The 21,499-nt window shown below is 75.5% G+C and carries 19 protein-coding genes and 3 pseudogenes; 12 read left to right on the top strand and 10 right to left on the bottom strand.

The window, feature by feature from the left end:
• The first annotated feature begins 2 nt into the window (after positions 1–2).
• Complete coding sequence (locus tag ACSUPT_RS05330; protein ID WP_361659617.1) at positions 3–767, top strand: nucleotidyltransferase domain-containing protein; 765 nt, start codon at positions 3–5, stop codon at positions 765–767.
• Here the strand turns inward: ACSUPT_RS05330 and ACSUPT_RS05325 are convergent.
• The 3 genes from ACSUPT_RS05325 to ACSUPT_RS05315 all read right to left on the bottom strand — a co-directional run bounded on the left by ACSUPT_RS05325 (position 684) and on the right by ACSUPT_RS05315 (position 2,435).
• Complete coding sequence (locus ACSUPT_RS05325; RefSeq protein WP_436943547.1) at positions 684–1,451, bottom strand: nucleotidyltransferase domain-containing protein; 768 nt, start codon at positions 1,449–1,451, stop codon at positions 684–686. The two genes, ACSUPT_RS05330 and ACSUPT_RS05325, sit on opposite strands and share 84 nt — an antisense overlap.
• Positions 1,452–1,514: 63 nt before the next feature.
• A complete protein-coding gene (locus tag ACSUPT_RS05320; protein WP_436943546.1) occupies positions 1,515–2,048 on the bottom strand; it encodes a Rieske (2Fe-2S) protein in 534 nt (177 codons plus the stop codon).
• A 51-nt stretch (positions 2,049–2,099) separates the two neighbouring features.
• Positions 2,100–2,435 (bottom strand): DUF952 domain-containing protein, encoded by a 336-nt coding sequence (locus ACSUPT_RS05315; RefSeq protein WP_436943545.1) that lies wholly within the window; start codon positions 2,433–2,435, stop codon positions 2,100–2,102.
• Between the two features lie 280 nt (positions 2,436–2,715).
• On the opposite strand from ACSUPT_RS05315, the gene ACSUPT_RS05310 reads away from it, so the two are divergent.
• The 4 genes from ACSUPT_RS05310 (at position 2,716) to der (ending at position 6,770) form a co-directional block, all read left to right on the top strand.
• A complete protein-coding gene (locus ACSUPT_RS05310) occupies positions 2,716–3,801 on the top strand; it encodes a prephenate dehydrogenase (RefSeq protein ID WP_361659629.1) in 1,086 nt (361 codons plus the stop codon).
• Positions 3,802–3,922: 121 nt separating this feature from the next.
• Positions 3,923–4,609, top strand: a complete 687-nt coding sequence (cmk, locus tag ACSUPT_RS05305) for a (d)CMP kinase (RefSeq protein ID WP_351963192.1) — start codon at positions 3,923–3,925, stop codon at positions 4,607–4,609.
• A gap of 50 nt (positions 4,610–4,659) precedes the next feature.
• The gene (locus ACSUPT_RS05300; protein ID WP_351963240.1) at positions 4,660–5,247 is read left to right on the top strand and encodes a lysophospholipid acyltransferase family protein; all 588 of its coding nucleotides are present in this window, start codon (positions 4,660–4,662) and stop codon (positions 5,245–5,247) included.
• Positions 5,248–5,321: 74 nt separating this feature from the next.
• Positions 5,322–6,770, top strand: a complete 1,449-nt coding sequence (gene der, locus ACSUPT_RS05295) for a ribosome biogenesis GTPase Der (protein ID WP_351963191.1) — start codon at positions 5,322–5,324, stop codon at positions 6,768–6,770.
• Between the two features lie 60 nt (positions 6,771–6,830).
• Here the strand turns inward: der and ACSUPT_RS05290 are convergent, their stop codons facing one another.
• Positions 6,831–7,208, bottom strand: coding sequence for a hypothetical protein (locus ACSUPT_RS05290; RefSeq protein WP_403502188.1), 378 nt, complete (start codon positions 7,206–7,208; stop codon positions 6,831–6,833).
• 83 nt (positions 7,209–7,291) lie between these two features.
• On the bottom strand, positions 7,292–8,119 hold the full coding sequence (locus ACSUPT_RS05285) for a hypothetical protein (protein ID WP_351963190.1): 828 nt from the start codon (positions 8,117–8,119) through the stop codon (positions 7,292–7,294).
• Between the two features lie 345 nt (positions 8,120–8,464).
• On the opposite strand from ACSUPT_RS05285, the gene ACSUPT_RS05280 reads away from it, so the two are divergent.
• Positions 8,465–8,998 carry a transglycosylase family protein gene (locus tag ACSUPT_RS05280; RefSeq protein ID WP_404148314.1) on the top strand — a complete coding sequence of 178 codons (534 nt, stop codon included), beginning with the start codon at positions 8,465–8,467 and terminating at the stop codon, positions 8,996–8,998.
• On the opposite strand, the gene ACSUPT_RS05275 is transcribed toward ACSUPT_RS05280, so the two are convergent.
• From ACSUPT_RS05275 to ACSUPT_RS05265, 3 genes and pseudogenes are all read right to left on the bottom strand, one after another.
• On the bottom strand, positions 8,977–9,663 hold the full coding sequence (locus ACSUPT_RS05275) for an ATP-binding cassette domain-containing protein (protein WP_365730392.1): 687 nt from the start codon (positions 9,661–9,663) through the stop codon (positions 8,977–8,979). The genes ACSUPT_RS05280 and ACSUPT_RS05275 overlap by 22 nt on opposite strands.
• Complete coding sequence (locus tag ACSUPT_RS05270) at positions 9,660–12,338, bottom strand: ABC transporter permease subunit (RefSeq protein WP_436943544.1); 2,679 nt, start codon at positions 12,336–12,338, stop codon at positions 9,660–9,662. The genes ACSUPT_RS05275 and ACSUPT_RS05270 overlap by 4 nt, the downstream gene beginning before the upstream one ends.
• A gap of 164 nt (positions 12,339–12,502) precedes the next feature.
• Positions 12,503–12,898, bottom strand: a pseudogene (locus ACSUPT_RS05265) (hypothetical protein); the annotation flags it as partial.
• Positions 12,899–12,972: 74 nt separating this feature from the next.
• Between ACSUPT_RS05265 and ACSUPT_RS05260 the strand changes: the two are divergent.
• From ACSUPT_RS05260 to ACSUPT_RS05240, 5 genes and pseudogenes are all read left to right on the top strand, one after another.
• A complete protein-coding gene (locus tag ACSUPT_RS05260; RefSeq protein ID WP_351963186.1) occupies positions 12,973–13,593 on the top strand; it encodes a hypothetical protein in 621 nt (206 codons plus the stop codon).
• Positions 13,571–14,899 carry an ABC transporter substrate-binding protein gene (locus ACSUPT_RS05255; protein ID WP_436943543.1) on the top strand — a complete coding sequence of 443 codons (1,329 nt, stop codon included), beginning with the start codon at positions 13,571–13,573 and terminating at the stop codon, positions 14,897–14,899. The genes ACSUPT_RS05260 and ACSUPT_RS05255 overlap by 23 nt, the downstream gene beginning before the upstream one ends.
• Positions 14,900–14,955: 56 nt before the next feature.
• A pseudogene (locus ACSUPT_RS05250) lies at positions 14,956–16,238 on the top strand (glycosyltransferase family 4 protein).
• Entirely contained in the window at positions 16,235–17,038 is an 804-nt protein-coding gene (locus ACSUPT_RS05245; protein ID WP_361659646.1) for a hypothetical protein, read from the top strand. Before ACSUPT_RS05250 ends, ACSUPT_RS05245 begins: the two are co-directional and overlap by 4 nt.
• A gap of 69 nt (positions 17,039–17,107) precedes the next feature.
• Positions 17,108–18,172, top strand: a complete 1,065-nt coding sequence (locus ACSUPT_RS05240) for a helix-turn-helix transcriptional regulator (RefSeq protein WP_436943542.1) — start codon at positions 17,108–17,110, stop codon at positions 18,170–18,172.
• Here the strand turns inward: ACSUPT_RS05240 and ctaD are convergent.
• Positions 18,060–19,757: pseudogene (gene ctaD / locus ACSUPT_RS05235) on the bottom strand (aa3-type cytochrome oxidase subunit I); the annotation flags it as partial. The gene ACSUPT_RS05240 and the pseudogene ctaD overlap by 113 nt on opposite strands.
• A gap of 359 nt (positions 19,758–20,116) precedes the next feature.
• Between ctaD and ACSUPT_RS05230 the strand changes: the two are divergent.
• A complete protein-coding gene (locus ACSUPT_RS05230) occupies positions 20,117–20,332 on the top strand; it encodes an I78 family peptidase inhibitor (protein ID WP_351963182.1) in 216 nt (71 codons plus the stop codon).
• A gap of 95 nt (positions 20,333–20,427) precedes the next feature.
• On the opposite strand, the gene ACSUPT_RS05225 is transcribed toward ACSUPT_RS05230, so the two are convergent.
• On the bottom strand, positions 20,428–21,453 hold the full coding sequence (locus ACSUPT_RS05225; protein WP_436943541.1) for a phosphatase PAP2 family protein: 1,026 nt from the start codon (positions 21,451–21,453) through the stop codon (positions 20,428–20,430).
• Positions 21,454–21,499 lie beyond the last annotated feature (46 nt).

The following is a 21,499-nucleotide window of genomic DNA, read 5'->3' as shown; positions in this document are numbered from 1 at the left end:
CGGTGATCGAACACCTGGACCTCTCCTCCGCCGTCGCCGACCAGCCCGACCCGGTGCTCTTCGCCACCGTCTCCGGCGCGCACCTGTACGGCTTCCCGTCCCGCGACTCGGACGTGGACCTGCGCGGGGCGCACCTGCTGCCGGTGGACGCGCTGATCGGCCTGCGGGACGCGGAGGAGACCCGGTCCAGGATGTGGCTGCGCGACGGCGTCGAGATGGACCTCGTCACGCACGACCTGCGCAAGTTCGTCCGCCTGATGCTGCGGCGCAACGGCTATGTGCTGGAGCAGCTCCTGTCGCCGCTCGTCGTCCGCACCAGCGGCCTCCACGCCGAACTGGCCGCCCTCGCGCCGGACGTGGTCACCACCCACCACGCCCACCACTACCGGGGCTTCGCCTGCACCCAGTGGCGGCTCTTCGAGAAGAACGGCGAGCTGAAGTCGCTGCTGTACACCTTCCGCGCCCTGCTGACCGGCATCCACCTGATGCGGTCGGGCGAGGTCGTCGCGCATCTGCCGACCCTGTGCGAGACGGTGGGGGAGGCCCCCGCGTACCTGCGCGAGCTGATCGCCGCCAAGGCGGAGGCCGAGCACGGCCCGGCCGACGGCACCGACCGGGAGCGGCTGCGCGCCGACGTGGAGGCACTGCACGCCGCGCTCGACGCCGCCCAGGCCGCCTCGGCGCTACCCGGCGCCGTGACGGGGGCGCACGACGCGCTGCACGACCTCGTCGTCCGCGCCCGCCTGGGACAGGGCGTCCAGGGCTGACCGCAGCCGGGCCCGGTACAGGAAGTCCTCCACCCGGTCCCGGTCCGGCCCGGCCGGCAGCGGCGACGACGCCAGCGCCGCGTCCGCCTCGTCGGCGAGCCGCGCCATCCACGCCTCCACCTCGGGCCACGCGACCTCGCCCCGCTTGACCGCGAGCAGCCGCTCCCGCCCGTCGCCCACGCCGATCACCAGCTCCCCGGTGCGCAGCAGGTCCCGGCAGGAGCCGAGCAGCCGCAGCAGGTGCATGGCGTGCTTCCAGCGGGGCGCGCCGTGCTGCCGCAGGTCGGCCTCCAGCTTGCGGCGCTGCGACAGCGCGTAGCGGGCGAACGTGTCGTACACCTGCCGCGACAGGAACGCGCCGCGCAGGGCCAGCAGTTCGCGGCCCGTGTCGTCGACGTGCTCCACGAGCGGCGAGTGGAGGCACTCCAGGATGTTCGGGTTGCCGCGCAGGGCCAGCTCGCAGAACCGCTCCAGCTCCCAGCTGAACTGCTCGGGCGCCGGGCCCTCCACGTGCGTGGGCGGCTTGGTGAACCGCCACTGGGCCGCGGTCGGGGCGAGGAACACCCCGCGCCGGTCCGTGTCGCTGCCGTCCGTCGCCAGGCCGAACGCCCGGGACCCCATGACACAGGAGTAGACCGTGTGGTCGCGGACGAGCGCTTCCGGCGTGATGGTGTCCCCAGGCATGCGCAGACCCTAACCGTCCCGGCCGGCCGGGACGGGGCCCGGCCGCGCACGGGTCCGGGAGGGTCACAGGAGCCGGACGCTGCCGTCCGACACGCTGATCCTCCGCTCCGGCAGCGGCCGGGTCGCGGGGCCCGAGGCGACCGACGCGTCCGCGATCCTGAACCTGCTGGCGTGGCACGGGCAGTTGATCAGCCCGTTCGCCACCGAGCCGACCGTGCAGCCCTGGTGGGTGCAGACCGCCGAGAACGCCTTGAACTCGCCCTCGGCCGGCTGGGTCACCACCACCTTCTCGGCGGCGAAGACCCGGCCGCCGCCGACCGGGATGTCGGACGTCGAGGCGATCAGCCTGCCCCCGGCCGTGGGCTCGGCCGTCTCCCCGGGGGTGGGCGGGGCCGTGCCCCCGGCCGTCGGCTCGGCCGTCTCCCCGGGGGTGCGCCGGGCCGTGCCCCCGGGCGTGGGGTCGCCACCGGCGCCGTCACCGGCGTCGTCGCCGCACGCGGAGGTCAGGGCGGCCGCGGCGGCCGCGGTCAGGGCGCCGGTGAGCACGGTACGGCGACGGGGCACGGGACCGGACGAACCGGGAGGAAGCTGCTGCATCCCCTCATCGTGCGGCCCACAGGGCGCCCGGTGAAGGGAACCCGCCGTCGGTTACGCCCAGGGAACGAGTTCGAGGGCCTCCCCGTCCGGGCCCCGGCGCACCTCCAGCACGGCCGTGACCGCCGTCCGCTCCAGCGGCCCGTACACATGCGGGAACACCCCGGCCGCCGACTCCTCCCAGCGCACCTCCGCCGCCAGCCGCTCCTCGTCCACCACCAGCACCAGCAGCGTCCCCGGCACGTCCCGGTAGCGCGCGTCCGCGACGGCCAGCGCGGCCGGGGCGTCCGCCGAGCAGTGCGTGAACCCCTCGCGCGCCAGGGACGCGGGTCGGTAGGGGAGCGCGGGCTCGGCGGCCCACTCCGGCAGCGGTACGACGTGGTAGATCATGCGGACAGTCTCGTACGTCCCCGCGGCCCCGCGCACCGCCTCCGCGCACCGCGCCCACGCACCCGCCTCCGGGCGCCGCGCCCAGGCGCCGCCGCCAGGCACGCCTCCGCGCGCCACCGGCGCCGTCTCAGCCGCCAGAACGGCCGCGCGGCGCCTGCCCGGCCTTGACTAGGCTGACCACACAGCGGGCGCCCGGCCCCGGCCGCCGTCCCACCCCGGCCACCGCCCGCCCGCTCGTCCGTCGCCCACCACCCGCCGCCCGCCGCAAGGACACCGCCCAGTGAGAACCGCCGTCGTCATCGGAACCGGTCTGATCGGCACGTCCGTCGCCCTCGCCCTCACCGACCGGGGCGTCACCGTCCACCTCGCCGACCACGACCCGGACCGGGCCCGCACCGCCGCCGCGCGGGGCGCCGGCACGGACGCGCCGCCCGAGGGCCCCGTCGACCTGTGCGTGGTCGCCGTGCCGCCCGCCCACGTCGCCGCCACCCTCGCCGGCGCCATGCGCGCCGGCACCGCGCGCGGCTACCTGGACGTGGCGAGCGTCAAGGGCGGACCGCAGCGGGAGCTGGAGGCCTTGGGCGCCGACCTGTCCGCGTACATCGGCACCCACCCCATGTCGGGCAAGGAGCAGTCCGGGCCCCTCGCGGGCAGCGGCGACCTGTTCGAGGGCCGCCCCTGGGTCCTCACGCCCACCCGCGAGACCCACACCGAGGTCCTGAACCTGGCGCTGGAGCTGGTCGCGCTCTGCCGGGCCGTCCCGGTCGTCATGGACGCCGACGCCCACGACCGGGCCGTCGCCCTGGTCTCGCACACCCCGCAGCTCGTCTCCTCGATGGTCGCCGCGCGGCTGGAGGGCGCCGAGGAGACCGCCGTACGGCTGTGCGGGCAGGGCATCCGCGACGTCACCCGCATCGCCGCCTCCGACCCCCGCATGTGGGTCGACATCCTCTCCGCCAATCCGGGGCCGGTCGCCGACGTGCTCGCCGCGCTCGCCGCCGACCTGGACGAGACGGTCCGCTCGCTGCGCGCCCTCCAGTCCGCCGACGACGCCAAGCGCCACGAGGGCGTCACCGGCGTCGAGGACGTGCTGCGCCGGGGCAACACCGGCCGCGCCCGCGTCCCCGGCAAGCACGGCACGGCCCCGGCCGCGTACGAGACGGTCGCCGTCCTCATCAGCGACCAGCCGGGCGAGCTGGCCCGGATCTTCGCCGACGCCGGCCGGGCCGGGGTCAACATCGAGGACGTCCGCATCGAGCACGCCACCGGCCAGCAGGCGGGTGTGGTGCAGCTGATGGTCGCCCCGTCCGCCGCCCCGCTCCTCGCGGCCTCCCTCCGCGAGCGCGGCTGGGCCCTGCGGCAGTAGCGCCGGAAGCGGGGCCGGCCGGGTCCGGGCCGACGGCCGCTGCCGCGGGCCCTCCGCCGGCCGGTAACCTTGGGGCGGGCCCTCGGCAACCGGCCGGCCCCACTCCCACGCAGGCAGGAAGGTGTCCGACACCGTGCATTCCGTGATCGTCGCCATCGACGGCCCCTCCGGTACGGGCAAGTCGAGCACCTCCAAGGCCGTCGCGGCCGAGCTCGGCCTCAGCTACCTGGACACCGGCGCGCAGTACCGGGCGATCACCTGGTGGATGATCACCAACGGGATCGACGTGGACGACGCCGCGGCCGTCGCGGACGCCGCGGGCAAGCCCGTGATCGTCTCCGGTACGGACCCGTCGCACCCGACGATCACCGTCGACGGCGTGGACGCCTCCGGCCCGATCCGCACCCAGGAGGTCACCTCCAAGGTCAGCGCCGTCAGCGCCGTACCCGAGGTGCGCACCCGGATCACCGAGCTGCAGCGCTCCATCGCCGCCGCCGCCCCGCACGGCATCGTCGTGGAGGGCCGCGACATCGGCACGACCGTCCTCCCCGACGCCGACCTCAAGATCTTCCTCACCGCCTCCCCGGAGGCCCGCGCCGCCCGCCGCGCCGGCGAGCTGAAGGGCGCCGACGTCTCCGCCACCAGGGAAGCCCTGATCAAGCGGGACGCCGCCGACTCCAGCCGCAAGACCTCCCCCCTCGCCAAGGCCGACGACGCCGTCGAGGTCGACACGACCGAGCTGACGCTCCAGCAGGTCGTCGAGTGCGTGGTCACCCTCGTGGAGGAGAAGCGGGCGGCCGCCCAGTGACCCCGTCGGCGAAGGGCGCCGCCGTCGGGCGGGGCATCGGCATCGGCCTGATGTACGGGCTGTGGAAACCGCGCGTGCTGGGCGCCTGGCGCGTACCGGCCGCCGGGCCCGTCATCCTCGCCGTCAACCACGCCCACAACCTCGACGGCCCCATGCTCATGGGCACCGCGCCCCGGCCCGTCCACTTCCTGATCAAGAAGGAAGCGTTCGTCGGGCCGCTCGGGCCCTTCCTGGAGGGCATCGGGCAGCTGAAGGTCGACCGGGCCGCCGCCGACCGCACCGCGATCACCGGCGCCCTCGACGTTCTGGCCGCCGGCGGCGTCCTCGGGATCTTCCCGGAGGGCACCCGCGGCGACGGCGACTTCGCCTCGCTGCGCGCCGGGCTCGCCTACTTCGCCGTACGGTCCGGCGCGCCGATCGTCCCGGTCGCCGTCCTGGGAAGCAGCGAGCGCCGCGGCCGGTTGATAAAGGGGCTGCCCCCGCTGCGCAGCCGCGTCGACGTCGTCTTCGGCGACGCCTTCGAGGCCGGCGACGGCAGCGGACGCCGCACCCGCAAGGCGCTGGACGACGCCACCGTACGCATCCAGGAGCGGCTCACCGCCCACCTGGAAAACGCCAGGCGCCTCACCGGGCGCTGAGCGACACTTCGAGTAGTGGACCCGGCCCCGGCCGGACCCCACCGACCACCACGAACGCACGAGGAACGGACTTCATGAACGACCAGCACGACCACGGGGCACTTGGCGACGCCGAGTACGCGGAGTTCATGGAGCTCGCCGCCGAAGAGGGCTTCGACATCGAGGACGTGGAGGGCGCCATCGAGGAGGCCGGGCACGGCCCGCTGCCCGTCCTCGCCGTCGTCGGCCGCCCGAACGTCGGCAAGTCCACCCTGGTCAACCGGATCATCGGCCGCCGCGAGGCCGTCGTCGAGGACCGCCCCGGCGTCACCCGCGACCGCGTCACCTACGAGGCCGAGTGGGCGGGCCGCCGCTTCAAGGTGGTCGACACCGGCGGCTGGGAGCAGGACGTGTTCGGTATCGACGCGTCCGTCGCCGCGCAGGCCGAGTTCGCGATCGAGGCCGCCGACGCCGTCGTCTTCGTCGTGGACGCCACCGTGGGCGCCACCGACACCGACGAGGCCGTCGTCAAGCTCCTGCGCCGCGCCGGCAAGCCCGTCGTCCTCGCCGCGAACAAGGTGGACGGCCCGTCCGCCGAGGCCGACGCCGCGATGCTGTGGTCCCTGGGCCTCGGTGAGCCGTTCCCCGTCTCCGCGCTGCACGGCCGCGGCACCGGCGACCTCCTGGACGAGGTCCTCAAGGCCCTGCCCGAGGCGCCCGAGCAGACCTTCGGCACCCCCGTCGGCGGCCCGCGCCGCATCGCGCTCATCGGCCGCCCGAACGTCGGCAAGTCGTCCCTCCTCAACAAGGTCGCGGGCGAGGAGCGCGTCGTCGTCAACGAACTGGCCGGCACCACCCGCGACCCGGTCGACGAGCTCATCGAACTGGGCGGCAAGACCTGGAAGTTCGTGGACACCGCGGGCATCCGCAAGAAGGTCCACCTCCAGGAGGGCGCGGACTACTACGCGTCCCTGCGCACCGCCGCCGCCGTCGAGAAGGCCGAGGTGGCCGTCGTCCTGATCGACACCACCGAGTCCATCTCCGTCCAGGACCAGCGGATCATCACCATGGCCGTGGAGGCGGGCCGCGCGCTCGTCATCGCGTACAACAAGTGGGACGAGCTGGACGAGGAGCGCCGCTACTACCTGGAGCGGGAGATCGAGACGGAGATGCAGCAGGTGGCCTGGGCCCCGCGCGTCAACGTCTCCGCCCGCACCGGCCGCCACATGGACCGGCTCGTCCCGGCGATCGAGACCGCCCTCGCCGGCTGGGAGACCCGGGTCCCGACCGGCCGCCTCAACGCCTTCCTCGGCGAGCTGGTCGCCGCGCACCCGCACCCGATCCGCGGCGGCAAGCAGCCCCGCATCCTGTTCGGCACGCAGGCCGGCACCAAGCCGCCCCGGTTCGTGCTGTTCGCCTCGGGCTTCCTGGAGCACGGCTACCGTCGGTTCGTGGAGCGCCGCCTGCGCGAGGAGTTCGGCTTCGACGGCACGCCGATCCACATCTCCGTACGGGTGCGGGAGAAGCGCGGCCGCAAGAAGTAGCCGCACGGCAGACGGCGGCGGGGCCGGGTGGACGATCGCGTCCCCCGGCCCCGCCGCCGTTCAGTGGCCCCGGCGCGGTGCCGGTGGCAGGGCCGCCTGCGCGGGGCCGCCGTGCGGCCGGGCCGCCGCGTAGCCGCCGTACGCCTGCGCCTGCCAGCCCTGCCCGTATCCGTGCGTGCCGGTCGTGTGGCCCGTGCCGGAGGGCCCGCCGCCCTGTCCCGCGTCCGCGGGATGGGAGGGAGGCAGCGCCCCGAACGCCCGGAACGTGAGGTCCTCCTCGCCGGTGCGGTCCCCGGGCAGCGCCCGGAACGACCGCCGGTACTCCGAGTACAGCGCGTCGTAGATGGGCGTGGCCGAGTAGGACAGCCCGTCCTGCGCCGGGCGCATGGCGGGGATGTGCTGGTACGGCTGGCGGGACGGCTCGTATGAGTGCTGCACGTAGGGGCCAACGACCCCGCCGCCCGGGGGATGCGGTCCACCCCCGGAATTCGCCTTCCACCGGGCGGGGAGCGGGGTGCCCATCAGGACGTGCCGGCGAGCGGCATGGCGGCGGCGACCAGGCGGCCGTTGGCGGCGGCCTTCTCCAGCGCGTCGCGCAGCAGGTCCTCGCGCGGCTGCTGGCCGATGGAGCCGACGGGCGCGGCGAACACCAGCACGGTCTTCGTCTTGTTGACCGTGGTCCGCCAGTCGTCGGTGACCTGGAGCGGCTGGTGCGCCTTCCACCAGGCGACCTGGCCGCCGCCGACCGGGTTCGGCTGGAGGATCGCGTGGAGCTGCCCCACGGCGAGCAGCACCGACCAGCCGCCGAGCAGCGCGGGTGCCGCGTTCAGATCGGACACGGGGTGGAAGCCCTGCTCCATGAGGAGCGGCAGGAACTCGTCCTCCGTGCCGTACGAGCCGGGGCGGGCGATCGGCGCGGTCGGCTCCACGACGAGCGCCGGGTGGAGCGCCCCGTCGATCGCGACCAGCCCGCTCGTCACACCCAGGACGGCCTGCTGGGTGCCCGGCGGGACCTGCGCGGGCGCGGCGCCCTGCGGGGCCTGGGCCGGGGCGGGCGCGGGCCGCTGCGGCTCCTCTCCGGTGATCGACCGGACGGCGCCCTGGAGCTGCTCCTCCGAGACGCGGACGACCTGGGAGGGGATGCAGGTGGCGTGGGCGAAGGCGAGGACGGCGGTCTCGTCGCCGACGAACAGCACCGTGCTGGTGCGTTCCTGCTCGGGGTCGCCCGGGGTGCGGCAGGAGGTGCAGTCGTAGCTGCCCGGGGCGTTCTCGCCGGCGAGCAGCCGGTCGGCTTCGTCGTCGCCGATCTCGGCGCGTACGTCCTCGCTGACGTCGAGCATGCGCGGCACGGGGGGCTCCTCGGACTCGTTGATGCGGGCGGTACCGGGCGGCTCCCGGCACATCTCATGACGAGTTCAACGGCCGAGCGCCGGACGGGGTCACGCGCCCGGGGCAACCGAATCCGGCCACCGGGGTCTGCCGACCGGGTGGGATCGCGCGGCGCGGGCGCGGCGCGCCGGGGCGGGAGCGGCACGGGGGTGCGGGGGCGTGCCTAGCGTGGCGCGATGCCGAAGCAGCTGAAACCTTCCGTCAGCCCGTACGGGCCCCGGGCCGCCGCCCCGCGGGGCGGCACCGCTCCGGACGGGCCGCCCGCGCGGCGCGGGGCCGTCGCGGTGCCGTACGCGCGCACCGGCCTGACGGCGCTCGTACTGGCGCTGGGCCTCGCCCTCGTACCGGCCCTGCCGCAGGGCGCGGCGGCCCGGGCGGCCGTCCCCGCGACGGCGCCCGCGGCCGTCCCCGCCGCCACGTCGGCCGACTGCCCCGGTGACTGGCCCTGGGGGTGCATCGCCCTCTGCGAGTCCAGCGGCCGCTGGGACGCGAACACCGGCAACGGCTTCTACGGCGGGCTGCAGTTCAAGCAGTCCACGTGGGAGGAGTTCGGCGGCCTGGAGTACGCGCGCCGCGCCGACCTGGCGACCCGCGCCCAGCAGATCACCGTCGCGCAGGAGGTGCTGCGCTGGCAGGGGTGGAAGGCGTGGCCGACGTGCTCGCGCCGCTACGGGCTGTCCGGGCGGTACCACACGGTCGAGCCGGGCGACTCGCTGAGCGCGATGGCGCGCCGCTTCCGCGTCGCGGGCGGCTGGCAGGCGGTGTACGAGGCGAACCGGGACGTGGTGGGCCCCGATCCCGACGTCATCCGGCCGGGTCAGCTGCTGGCGATCCCCTGAGGGCCGTCGAGGAACCGGCGCGCGGCCGGCTCTGCGGCCTCGCCGCTGAACGCGACCGTGCCGCGCCGCAGCACGTGCACCAGCGTGCCGCGCGGCAGGCCGGCGGGGAGCCGCTGCTCGGCGGCGACCAGCGCCGTGCCCCGCGCGCACAGGGCGCCCAGCAGGGCGTACGTGCGCGCCGCGAGCGGCGGTGACATACCCAGCACCGGCTCGTCCACCAGGACGACGCGCGCGGGCACCGCCAGCGCACGCGACACGGCCAGCATCCGCCGCTCGCCGCCCGACAGGGTGCCCGCCCGGCGGGGGAGCAGGGGCCGCAGCTCCGGGTACGCGTCGAGCGCCGCGTCCGGGCCCCCGGCGAGCCGCAGGTTCTCCGCGACGGTCAGCGCGGCGTACACGGCCCGCAGGTCCGGTACGAAGCACAGCCCGCGGCGGGCCCGCAGATGCGCCGGGACCCGCGTCACGTCGGCTCCCCGCCACAGGACCCGGCCGGCCGACGGGCGCACCGCCCCGGCCAGCGCCCGCAGTACCGTCGTGCGGCCGGAGCCGTTGCGGCCCAGCAGGACCGTCGCCGTGCCGGCCGGGACGGGCAGGTCGACGCCGTGCAGCGCCTCCAGCGGGCCGTAGCGGACGCGCACGGCCCGCAGCTCCATCTCGACGCTCACCCGACGATCCTCCCGGCCTCCATGACGTGGACCGTGTGCGCGATCCCGGCGACCAGGTCCGGGTCGTGCTCGACGACCAGGACGGCCGTGCCGTCGGCGGCCAGGGCGGCCAGGACCCGCGCGAGCCCGGCGGCCTCCGCCGCGTCAAGGCCGGCCGCGGGCTCGTCCAGCAGCAGCGTGTGCGGGCGCCCCGCGAGCGCCCGGCCCAGCTCGACCCGGCGCAGCAGGCCCGTGGGCAGGCCGGCGGCGGGGTGGTGCCGTACGGGCCCGTCCAGCCCCAGCAGCCTCAGCGCCTGCTCCGTGGCGGCGTCCGGGGCGTCGCGGACGCGGCCCCGCTCGGCGCCGACGCGAACGTTCTCCTCGACCGTCAGGGAGGGGAAGACGGCCAGTTCCTGGAACGTCCGGGCGACACCGAGCCGGGTACGGGCGTGGGCCGGGGCGCGGGTGATGTCGGCCCCGTCGAGCGCGACCCGCCCGGCGGTGGGGCGCACGGTGCCGGCCAGGCAGTGGAACAGGGTGCTCTTGCCGGCCCCGTTGGGCCCCACGAGCGCGGTGATCCGGCCGGGCGCCGGCGACAGGTCCACCCCGTCCACCGCGGTCACCCCGCCGTACCGGACGACGAGCCCGAGGGCCTGGAGGCGGGGCGGGGGGCCGGCTTGAGGGGTGGCTGGGGTGCCTTGGGCGGCTGGGGTCTGTGGGGTGTTCCCGGTGCCTCGGGTGCGTCGGGTGTCCGGGGCCTGTGGGGTGCTCCCGGGGGCATGGCTGCCGGTGGTCCGCGAGGTGCCGGGGGCGTGGGTGGCGGGTCCGGGCCGGGCGGCGCCGGGGCCGGGGCCCGTCGCCGCCGGGACGCGGCGTGCCGCGCGGGGCCCGGGCAGCAGGGACGTCAGGGGCGGTACGCGGGCCGTCAGCGCCGCCAGCAGGCCGACGACCGCCGCCGCCGCGCCGCCCCGCGCGCCCGCGTCCAGGCCGACCAGCAGGGCGGCCGCCAGCAGCGGCGACAGCAGGCTGTCCGCGCCCAGCACCAGGACCGCCGCGAACCACAGCAGCGCCCGCACCGGGTCGAAGGCCGCCGCGTCGAACGCCCGGACGCCCATCGCCAGCAGCCCGCCGCCCAGCGCCGCCAGCGCCGCGCCCGCCACGAACGCCAGCACCTTCAGCACGGGCACCGGGACACCCGCCGCCGAGGCGCCCGCCTCGTGGTCCCGCAGCGCCGCCAGCGCCCTGCCGGTACGGCCCCGGCGCAGCCCCGCCACGGCCGCCAGCGCACCCGCCAGGACGGCGAGCTCCAGCAGGTAGTAGCCCCGGTCCGTCAGGAACCCGGTCGGCCGCTCCACCGCCAGGCCCGCCGTCGCGTACGGCTGCGCCAGCACGAACCGGCTCACCGCCACGCCCACCGCCAGCGTCACCAGCGCCAGGGCGAGCCCGCGCCGCCGGATCGCCGGCCACCCGGTCAGCAGCCCCAGCGGCGCGACCAGCACCACCGCCGCGCCCAGCGCCACCAGCTCCGGAAGCGCGGGCAGCCCCGGCATCCGCCCCGCCGCCAGAAGCGCCGTGAACAGGGCGCCCAGACCCGCGTACGCCGCCTGCCCCAGCGAGATCTGACCGCCCCGGCCCGTCACCACCACCAGCGAGAGCAGCACCACGGCCAGCGCGGGCACCTGCACCGACGTGCGCAGGTCCGCGCCCGCGAACCCCAGCGGCAGGGCCAGCGCCACCGCCACGCACAGCCACAGGCCCGGCGGCGCCCCCGCCCCCGCCGTCGTCCCGCGCGGCAGCACGTCCGCGGCGGCCGGGCCCGGACCGCCCGCATCCCGTCCGTCGCCCGCGCCCACCGCCGGCACCGCGAGCGCGGCCACCAGGAGCGCCACCACGAACAGGTTCGCGCCGAGCGCCTGCACCAGAGGCCCCGCCCAGCCCGCCGGATGGAACCGCGTCAGCTGCGCCTGGGCCACGCCGATCGCCAGCGCCGCCCCCACCGCGACCGGCAGGCTCCGCATCCGCGCCACCACGGCCACGGCGATGACCTCCACGACGAGCAGCGGCAGCCCGTACGGGTCGAGCCGCACGTGCGGCGCCAGCAGCACCCCCGTCAGCCCGGCCGTGAACGACCCGAACGCCCACCCGGCGGCCGCCACCCGGTCGGCGGCGATCCCGCCCAGCGCCGCCAGCTCACGGTTGTCCACCACGGCCCGCAGCTCCCGCCCCGGCCGCGTCCAGCGGGTCGCCGCGCCCACCGCGCACGCCACCGCCACGGCGACCGCCACCTGCGCCCACGGCTCGTCGCCCAGCAGCACCGGCGCGTCCGCCCGCGCCCCGCCGCCCCACAGCAGCGCGGCGCCGCCGACCAGCAGCACGAACACGCCGATCGACGCCACCAGCGTCCGCGCCGGACCGGCCTCCGACAGCGCGGCGGGCCGGAACACCACCCGGTCCAGCACGAGACCGGTACCGGGCGCGACCACCAGCAGCGTCACGCACGCGGCGGGCCCGAGCGGCCAGCCCCACTCCACGACCAACTGGCGCAGCACATAGGCGCAGACCATGGCGACCGCGCCGTGCGCCAGGTTGAGCACGCCCGTCGCCCGGTACGTGACGATGAGCCCGACCCCGGTGAGCGCCGCCGCGCTGCCCACGGCGAGGCCGGCGAGGAACAGCTCGTACGTCAGCGGGCTCACGGCCGCCCGGCCCCGCCGCCCGGAGCACCCCCCTCACCCGGCCCGTCCGCCGGACCACCCTCGTCATCCGGCCCGCCCGCCAGAGCACCGCCTCCACCCGGCCCGTCCGCCAGAGCACCGCCCCCGCCCGGCCCGTCCGCCGCCTCACCCGGTCCGTCCCCGCCGGGCTCGCACACCGGGCACGGGTCGAGCGTCGCGTCGCCCACGGGGACGGCGTCCGGCCGGCCCGCCACCAGGGGGCAGTCGGGGCGGTGCGCCAGGGTGCCGTCCGGCACCCGTACGGGCGGCGCTCCGGACGAGGGCCTGAAGGCGCCGCCGCCGGGCTCGTCCGACGGCCCGTCACCGCGGGGGGACGCAGCGCCCCCGGAGCCCGCCGCGCCCACCGCCGTCCACACCGCGCCCGCCACGATCAGCGCGGCGCCCGGGACCGTGCCGGACGCCAGGTAGGGCAGCTGCCGCTCCGCGAAACGCTCGCCGGACGCGCCGTACCAGCCGAGGACGCACAGCACGGCGCCCCCGGCGAGGGCGGCGGGACCGGCCCACCACAGCAGTCGCGGCATCGGGACCCCTTCGCGCTACTCCACTGGCGACACATAGTGATTCCTTGCACTATGCCCGTGAATGCCCTTTTCCCGTGCAGTCAGAGACCCCGGTGGTGACCCAGATGGTCCACGCGACCCCCCGCAGGGCCCGTACCCGCAGCGCGGCGCTGGCGACGGCCGCCGTCCTCGCCCTCGTACCGCTGGCCGCGGCGTGCGGCGACGGCGACGACGCCAGCGTCGGCCCGCAGTCCCCCGACATCCAGACGACCGGCGGGGCCCAGACCCCCACGGCGTCGCCGACCGCCTCGCCCACGGGCTCGCCCGCCGACTCGCCCGCGGCGACCGGCACCGCGCCCGCCGACCCGAAGGAGGCCGAGCAGGAGATCCGCGAGAACTGGGCGGAGTTCTTCGACCCGAAGACCACCACCGAGGACCGCGTCGAGCTCCTGGAGAACGGCCGGCAGATGCGACCGGTCCTGGAGGCCTTCGGCAAGAACCCCGACGCCTCCAAGTCGTCCGCCCGCGTCAAGGCGGTCTCCTTCACCTCGGCCACCCAGGCGGACGTCACCTACGACGTGCTCGTCGGCGGCCGGCCCGCGCTGCCCGACTCCAAGGGCACCGCGGTCCTCCAGCAGGACACCTGGAAGGTCTCCCGCAACACCCTCTGCGCGCTGGTGAAGCTCAGCGGCAATGCGGCCGTCCCGGGCTGCTGACCCGCTCATCCGGGCGGCGCTCGCGCTCCTGACCGCGCTTCTGCTCGTGCCGAGCGCCGCCTGCGGCAGCCGCCTGCCCGAACGGGACTCCACCACCCGGCGGCCCGCCGCGACACCGGACGGCGGGCCGCCCATCCGGGTCGGCGTCATCACCAGCGCCACCAGCCCCGTCGGGGGCGACGCGTTCACCGGCCCCCGCGACGGCGCGCTCGCCTACTTCGCCGCGCTCAACGCGCGCGGCGGCCTCGACGGCCGCCGGATCGAACCCCTCACCTGCGACGACGGAGGCAGCGGCGTCGGCAACCACACCTGCGTCACCGAACTCGTCGACGACAGGAAGGTCTTCGCCCTCGTCGCCACCACCGCCCTCGACTACGCCGCCGCGTCCCGCGTCTCCCGCGCCGGCGTCCCCGACATCGGCGGCCAGCCCATCGGGCCCGCCTACGACACCTACCCGCACCTCTACGGGATCTACGGCAGCTCCGCACCCCGCACCGGAGGCCGCCCCGGCTGGAACGGCGTCCTCTACGGCGGCACCGAGGTCTACCGCTACTTCAAACGGGTCCACGGCGCCCGCACCGCCGCCGTCGTCTCGTACAACCAGGCCTCCTCCGCCGCCTACGCCCGCCTCGTCACCCGCGGCCTGGAGGCGGAGGGCTACCGGGTCGTCGCCGAGCAGGTCGACTTCGCGCTGCCCAACTTCCGCGCCGTCGCGGCCGACCTGCGCGCCCGCCGCCCCGATCTGGTGCTCGACGCCCTCGACAGCCACGGCAACGCCCGGCTGTGCGAGGCGATGGACGCGGTCGGCGCGATCCCCACCGCCAAGGTCACCCACGTGCAGAACTGGAACTCCACCGTCCCCGACGCCTACGCCAAGGCCCCGCGCTGCCGCAACGCGCTGTGGGCGACCGGCTCCAGCCGCAACCACGACGACACCTCCCACCCGGCCGTACGGGAGTTCCGCGCCGCCATGGACGCCCGTGCCGGAGGGGTGGCCGTGCGCTCCCAGTGGCAGCTGGAGGGCTGGGCCGCCGCCATGTGGTTCACCGACGCGGCGCGCTCCTGCCTCGCCGCCGGGCCGCGCGGCCTCACCCGCGCCTGCGTCGAGCGGTATCTGAACCGCCCCGAGCCGTACACCGCGCGGGGACTGCTGCTGCCCGTACGGTTCGAGCGCCTCGACCGGCCGCCGCGCACCCGCCGCGCCTGCCTGTCCGTCGCCCGCTGGCGGGACGGCGAAGGCTGGGTCACTCAGGGCGACATGACGGCCAACTGCGCCACCGTCCCCCAGCTCGGCTACCGCCCGTGAAGGCCAAGTACAGTCCACCCTTGACGACCTATCGACCTGGGGGACCCGGCCACGCGATGCACATCTCCTTCCTGCTCCACAACGCGTACGGGATCGGCGGCACCATCCGCACGACCTTCAACCTCGCCGAGGCGCTCGCCGCCCGCCACGACGTGGAGATCGTCTCCGTCTTCCGCCACCGCGACGAGCCGACCCTCGGCGCCCCCGCCGGCGTGACCATGAAGCACCTCGTCGACCTGCGCAAGCACAGCCCCGGCTACGACGGCGACCACCCCGACTACCGGCGGCCGGCCAGGGTCTTCCCGCGCGGCGACGGCCGCTGAAGCAGTACAGCCGCCTCACCGACGCGAGGATCGCCGCGCACCTCAAGACCGTCGAGGCGGACGTCGTCGTCGGCACCCGCCCCGGTCTCAACGTCCACATCGCCCGGCAGACCCGCCGCGGGCCCGTCCGCGTCGGCCAGGAGCACCTCACCCTCGACAGCCACGGCTACCGGCTGCGCCGCGAGATCGGCTTCCGCTACCCGCTGCTCGACGCCGTCACCACCGTCACCGAGGCCGACGCCCGCTCCTACCGCACCCGGCTGAAGCTGCCCGGCGTCCGCATCGAGGCCGTCCCCAACAGCGTTCCCGCCCCGGCCGTCGCACCGGCCGACTCCACCGCCAAGTGGGTCGTCGCCGCCGGCCGGCTGACCAAGGTCAAGCGGTACGACCTGCTCGTCGAGGCGTTCGCCAAGGTCGTCGCCGCCCGCCCCGACTGGCGGCTGCGGATCTACGGCTCCGGCGACGCCACCGGCAACGAGAAGAACGCCCTGCGCGCCCTGATCGAGCGCCACGGACTGCACAACCACGTCTACCTCATGGGCCCGGCCAACCCCCTGGAACCCGAGTGGGTCAAGGGCTCCGTCGCCGCCGTCACCTCCCGCCTGGAGTCCTTCGGCATGACCATCGTCGAGGCGATGCGCTGCGGCCTCCCGGTCGTCTCCACCGACTGCCCGCACGGACCCCGCGAGATCATCGAGGACGGCGTCGACGGCCGGCTCGTCCCCGTCGGCGACGCCGACGCCGTCGCCGAGGCGCTGCTCGCCCTCATCCAGGACGACGAGCTGCGCCGCCGCTACGGGCGCGCCGCCCTGGAGGCGGCCGGCCGCTTCGACCCCGCGCGCATCGCCGAGCGGCACGAGGCGCTCTGGGCCGAGCTGGTCGCCCGCGGCCCCGCCGCCGCCTCCCGCGGCCGCGCCAGGGACGCCCTCCACCGGGCCCGCGGAGCCGTCCTCGACGTCGCGTTCACCGCCCGCTACAAGGCGGCCGACATCCTGCGGAAGGGGAAGCCCGCATGACCGGGACCACGGGCGCGGCCCGGCACCACAGCCCGCACGCGGACTGCGTCGCGGACGCGGCGGGCGGCCTGACCTTCGACATAGGGGGCCATGACCCGGGCCGCACGCCGGAGCCCGCCCTCGTGCTGCGCCGCCGGGGCGCCGACCCCGCCGAGGAGGTGCGGCTCCCGCTCACCCCGGCCGCCGAGGGCCGCCTGCGCGCCGTCCTGCCGAGCACCGTCGAACTGGCCGAGGGCCACTGGGACGTCTCCCTCGGCGACCGTCCCGTCGAGCCGGGCGTCCGCGATCTGCGCGCCCTGGTGGACCGCGCCCCCGAGCGTTCGGGCCCGGTGTGCGCCCGCGTCCCGTACCCCACGCCCGAGGGGCGGCTCGCCGTGCGCAGCTGGCTGCGCCCCCGGCACGCCGAGGCCGGCGACCTGGCCTTCGGGGGCGGCGGCTGCACCGTCGAGGGCCGGCTGTACGGCGCCGAGCTCGGCGCAGGGGCGGTGGCCGAGGCGCGGTGGGGCTCCCTGGTGCGCGAGGCGCCGGTGGACGGCGGCGAGGACGGGGCGTTCGCCTTCACGCTGCCGTACGGACCGCTCGCCGAGCCGGCGCCGGACAAGCAGCGGATGTGGCACCTGTGGCTGCGGCCCTTTGCCGGGGCGGAGCCGGTGCGGATCGCGCGGGTGCTGGACGACGTGTGGGACCGCAGGGGCGTCTTCGTGTACCCGGAGGCCGAGGGCGCCGGGTTCCGCGCGGCGCCCTGCTACAGCGCCGACAACGAGCTGTGCGTGCGGGTGGTCCCGGTCCCCGCGCCGTAGCGCCGCGAGGCGGGCGGCCGCGGGGAACGAGGACCGTTCCCGTCCGCGACGGCTGGCAGACTCGCGCCCATGTTGGAGACCTCGGCACGACTGCTGCGCCTGCTGTCCCTGCTCCAGGCCCACCGGGACTGGTCCGGCGCCGCCCTCGCCGAGCGGCTGGGCGTCACCGCGCGCACCGTGCGCCGCGATGTGGACCGGCTGCGGGAGCTCGGCTACCCGGTGCACGCCACGCCGGGCACGGGCGGCGGCTACCAGCTCGGGGCGGGCGCGCGGCTGCCGCCGCTGCTGCTGGACGACGAGGAGGCCGTCGCCGTCGCCGTGGGGCTGCGCACCGCCGCCGGGCGCGGCGTGGCGGGCATCGGCGAGACGTCCCTGCGCGCCCTGGCCAAACTGGACCAGGTGCTGCCCGCGCGGCTGCGGCGCCGGGTGAGCGCGCTGACCTCGTACACCGTGCCGGTCATGCGCGCCCCGCGGGAGGACCGGCAGGTGGACGCGGCGGTCCTGACCGAGCTGGCGGGCGCCTGCCGGGACGGCGAGCGGCTGCGCTTCGCGTACCGGGACCACAACGGCGCGACCAGCCGCCGCACGGTCGAGCCGCACCGGCTGGTGTGCACCGAGCAGCGCTGGTACCTGGTCGCCTGGGACGTGGACCGGGCCGGCTGGCGGACCTTCCGCGCGGACCGGATCACGCCGACACCGCCGCACGGGCCCCGGTTCGAGCCGCGCACCCCGCCCGCCGACGACCTGGCCGCCTATGTGGCGCGGGGCCTGTCCACGGCGGCGTACACCCGGCGCGCGGTGGTGCGGCTGCACGCCTCCACGCGGGAGGCCGCGTCGGCCGTCGGGCTGTTCGACGGGGTGGTGGAGGCGGAGAGCGACACGACCTGCCTGCTGCACACCGGCGCCGGCACCCTGGACGTCCTGGTGATGCACGTGATGCTGCTGGGCCTGGAGTTCGAGGTGGTGGAGCCGGTGGAGCTGGTCGGGCACCTCAGTTCGGTTCGCGACCGCCTGAACCGCGCCCTGGACCGCTCGGCCGCTCCGCCGGGTCCGCCGGGGCGTCCCGCTCCGGGCGCTGGTAGGTCGCGTGGCGCGGATGGTGCAGGTCGAACGCCGGGGACTCCGACCGGATGAGCGGGACGGCGCGGAAGTTGTGCCGGGGCGGCGGGCAGGAGGTCGCCCACTCCAGCGACCGCCCGAACCCCCACGGGTCGTCCACCGCCACCTTCGGCGCGTACCGGGCGGTCCGCCACACGTTGTAGAGGAACGGCAGCGTGGAGGCGCCCAGCAGGAACGAACCGATGGTGGACGCCGTGTTGAGCGCGGTGAACCCGTCGGCGGCCAGGTAGTCGGCGTACCGGCGGGGCATCCCCTCCGCGCCGAGCCAGTGGTGGACCAGGAACGTCAGATGGAAGCCGGCGAACAGCGTCCAGAAGTGGATCTTGCCCAGGCGCTCGTCCAGCATCCGCCCGGTGAACTTCGGCCACCAGAAGTGGAAGCCGGCGAACATCGCGAAGACGACCGTGCCGAAGACGACGTAGTGGAAGTGGCCCACGACGAAGTACGTGTCGGTGACGTGGAAGTCCAGCGGGGGAGAGGCCAGCAGCACGCCCGTCAGCCCGCCGAAGAGGAACGACACCAGGAAGCCGACCGCCCACAGCATCGGCGTCTCGAAGCTGAGCGACCCCTTCAGCATGGTGCCGGTCCAGTTGAAGAACTTCACCCCGGTCGGCACGGCGATCAGGAACGACAGGAACGAGAAGAACGGCAGCAGCACCGCCCCGGTGGCGAACATGTGGTGCGCCCACACGACCACCGACAGACCGGTGATGGCCATGGTCGCGGCGACCAGCGTCAGATAGCCGAAGATCGGCTTCCGGGCGAAGACCGGGATGATCTCGGTGATGATGCCGAAGAACGGCAGCGCGATGATGTACACCTCGGGGTGGCCGAAGAACCAGAACAGGTGCTGCCACAGCAGCGCCCCGCCCCACTGCGGCGCGAAGACCACGGACCCGAACTGCCGGTCCGCCTCCAGGACCAGCAGCGCCGCCGCGAGGACCGGGAACGCGATCAGCACCAGCACCGAGGTGAACAGCACGTTCCAGGTGAAGACCGGCATCCGGAACATCGTCATCCCCGGTGCCCGCATGCCGATGATCGTGGCGAGGAAGTTCACCGCGCCGAGGATCGTGCCGAATCCGGAGAGCGCGAGCCCCATGATCCACAGGTCGGCGCCGATTCCGGGCGTGTGGACCTCCGAATTGAGCGGGGCGTACGCGAACCAGCCGAAGCTCGCCGGGCCCGTCGGCACCAGCAGCGAGCTCAGCACGATCAGCCCGCCGAAGAGGAACAGCCAGTAGGAGAGCATGTTCAGCCGGGGGAAGGCCACGTCGGGGGAGCCGATCTGCAGCGGCACGATCTCGTTGGCGAAGCCGGCGAAGGTGGGCGTGGCGAACAGCAGCAGCATGATCGTGCCGTGCAGCGTGAACGCCTGGTTGAACTGGTCGTTGCTGATCAGCTGCAATCCCGGGCGGGCGAGTTCCGCGCGCATCAGCAGCGCCAGCACCCCGGCGATCAGGAAGAAGGCGAACGCCGTGATCAGATAGAGGTGGCCGATCTTCTTGTGGTCGGTGGTCGTCAGCCAGTCCACCACCACCCGGCCGCGCCGCCGGTAGCGCGGCGCCGGGGCGGCAGCCCGGACGGTGTCGATCCCCATCAGTACCCCTCCGTATCGGCTCCTGTCGGCCCGTTCCCGCCCCACGATGCTCGCGGCCGCCCTCCGCCGACAGCGGCGTTCACGCCGTCCGGAAATGCGGGAATTCTGTGGAGAGGCGGTGAACCAGACGTGCCCGAAGGCGTTCGGATGACGCCGTACGGGGGAATTCGCGGGGCCGTCGAATACCCGTCCCCCCGATGTCGGGAATTATCCGCGGCAGCACCTCCCACCAGCCGCTTTCAGACGGCCGGACGCGGAAAACCGTCCGATGGCCGCCGACCGGTTCGCTGTGACATACATGTGACAGACCGCGTACAGGAAGATGGCGATACCCGTGTAGGGCCGCCTACGGTGAGGGCATGGCACCGATACCCACCACACCCCCCGCACGGCCCGACGAACCCGAGGCGTACGTCGGCCTCGACGACCGGGAGGCCGAGCGCCGCGCCCGCTCCCGCGGCTGGACGACCGTACGGGCGCTCCCGCCCGGCGCCGTCATCACCCTCGAGTACCTGGAGGGCCGGATCAACTTCGAGGTGCGGGACCACACCGTCACCCGCTGCTGGGTGGGCTGAGCCCCCACCCGCGGGCGCCGTGAGCCGCGGACAGGGGAAGGCCCCGGCGACATACCGCCGGGGCCTTCCCCTGTGCCGTCGGGCCTCCGCCGCGCTCAGCCGCCCGTCGCCGGGCGGGAGCGGGGCGGCCTGCGGCTGCCCGCCGGGGTGACCGGCGTCCGCTCCGACCGCAGCACCGCGTGCGCACGCGGCTGCGACAGCGTCGTACGGATGCTCGGCGCGTGCGTCCCGGCGCCGACCGCTCCGGCGCCGGCCGCGGGCTCGCGCACCGGCTCCTCGGCGCCCTCGGCGGCCGGCCGCTGCTGCTGCATGGCCGGCAGCAGCCCCGCCGTGGCGAGCGGCGCCACCGGCAGCGCGGGCACGGAGGCCCGGCCGCGACGGCCCTCCCGCAGCCGCTCGCGCAGCCGGTCGCGGGCCGAGAGGATCGCGACCTCGGCGCGCCCGATGAGCGGCTCGCACCACGGCAGCCCCAGCAGGATCAGCAGTCCTGCGGCCCAGCCCAGCAGCACATCGCTCAGCCAGTGCGTACCGAGGTAGACGGTGGTGAGACCGACCCCCAGGGCGACCACGGCGGAAAGCGCCGACAGATAGCGGCGGGCCCGCGGCGTGGTGGCCAGATAGGAGAGGATGCCCCAGGTCACCACGGCATTCGCGGTGTGCCCGGACGGGAATATATCGCCGCCGGCGAACAGCTCGGCCGAGCCGATCTGCGTCGCGTAATGCGGGCCGAGCCGGCCCAGGCCGATCTTCACGGCACCCACCGTGACGTTCAGCAGCAGCAGCGCCGTGCCGAGCACGAGCAGCGGGCGCAGCGTGTGCTGCCGCCACGACCGCCAGCCGAGCCAGGCCGCCACCATCACCGCCGTCGGGCCGCGCTGTCCGAGCACCACGAAGTAGTCCAGCGGCGCGTGCAGCTCCGGCCACTGCTGGTAAGGCCGGAACAGCATGACCTTCCAGTCGATGAGCACCAGCCAGGTCGACGCGAGCACGGCTACGACGATGGCCAGATAGAACACGGACGTCCCGCCGAAGAGGGCGAGACGCGTGCGGCTCATCCGCGGGATCTCTATCTTCGGCGGTTCCGGCTCCCGGTCCAGTCGGGCAAAGATGTCGGTACGCACCCAATCGACGTTACAGGGAGTGAGCGTCCGGCCAGGCCGTTCCGGT

This window comes from Streptomyces sp. SudanB25_2051, from assembly GCF_964272635.1.
In the GTDB taxonomy this organism is placed as follows: Bacteria; Actinomycetota; Actinomycetes; order Streptomycetales; family Streptomycetaceae; genus Streptomyces.
This window is presented reverse-complemented; position numbering and strand designations above follow the sequence as displayed.

Excerpts from the sequence above, each read along its gene's own strand:
- ACSUPT_RS05300 (WP_351963240.1), top strand. The coding sequence starts at position 4,660 with ATGTACGGGCTGTGGAAACCGCGCGTGCTGGGCGCCTGGCGCGTACCG.
- ACSUPT_RS05315 (WP_436943545.1), bottom strand. The coding sequence starts at position 2,435 with ATGATCTACCACGTCGTACCGCTGCCGGAGTGGGCCGCCGAGCCCGCG.
- ACSUPT_RS05245 (WP_361659646.1), top strand. The coding sequence starts at position 16,235 with ATGACCGGGACCACGGGCGCGGCCCGGCACCACAGCCCGCACGCGGAC.
- ACSUPT_RS05230 (WP_351963182.1), top strand. The coding sequence starts at position 20,117 with ATGGCACCGATACCCACCACACCCCCCGCACGGCCCGACGAACCCGAG.
- ACSUPT_RS05255 (WP_436943543.1), top strand. The coding sequence starts at position 13,571 with ATGCGGCCGTCCCGGGCTGCTGACCCGCTCATCCGGGCGGCGCTCGCG.
- der (WP_351963191.1), top strand. The coding sequence starts at position 5,322 with ATGAACGACCAGCACGACCACGGGGCACTTGGCGACGCCGAGTACGCG.
- ACSUPT_RS05320 (WP_436943546.1), bottom strand. The coding sequence starts at position 2,048 with ATGCAGCAGCTTCCTCCCGGTTCGTCCGGTCCCGTGCCCCGTCGCCGT.
- ACSUPT_RS05325 (WP_436943547.1), bottom strand. The coding sequence starts at position 1,451 with ATGCCTGGGGACACCATCACGCCGGAAGCGCTCGTCCGCGACCACACG.
- ACSUPT_RS05240 (WP_436943542.1), top strand. The coding sequence starts at position 17,108 with ATGTTGGAGACCTCGGCACGACTGCTGCGCCTGCTGTCCCTGCTCCAG.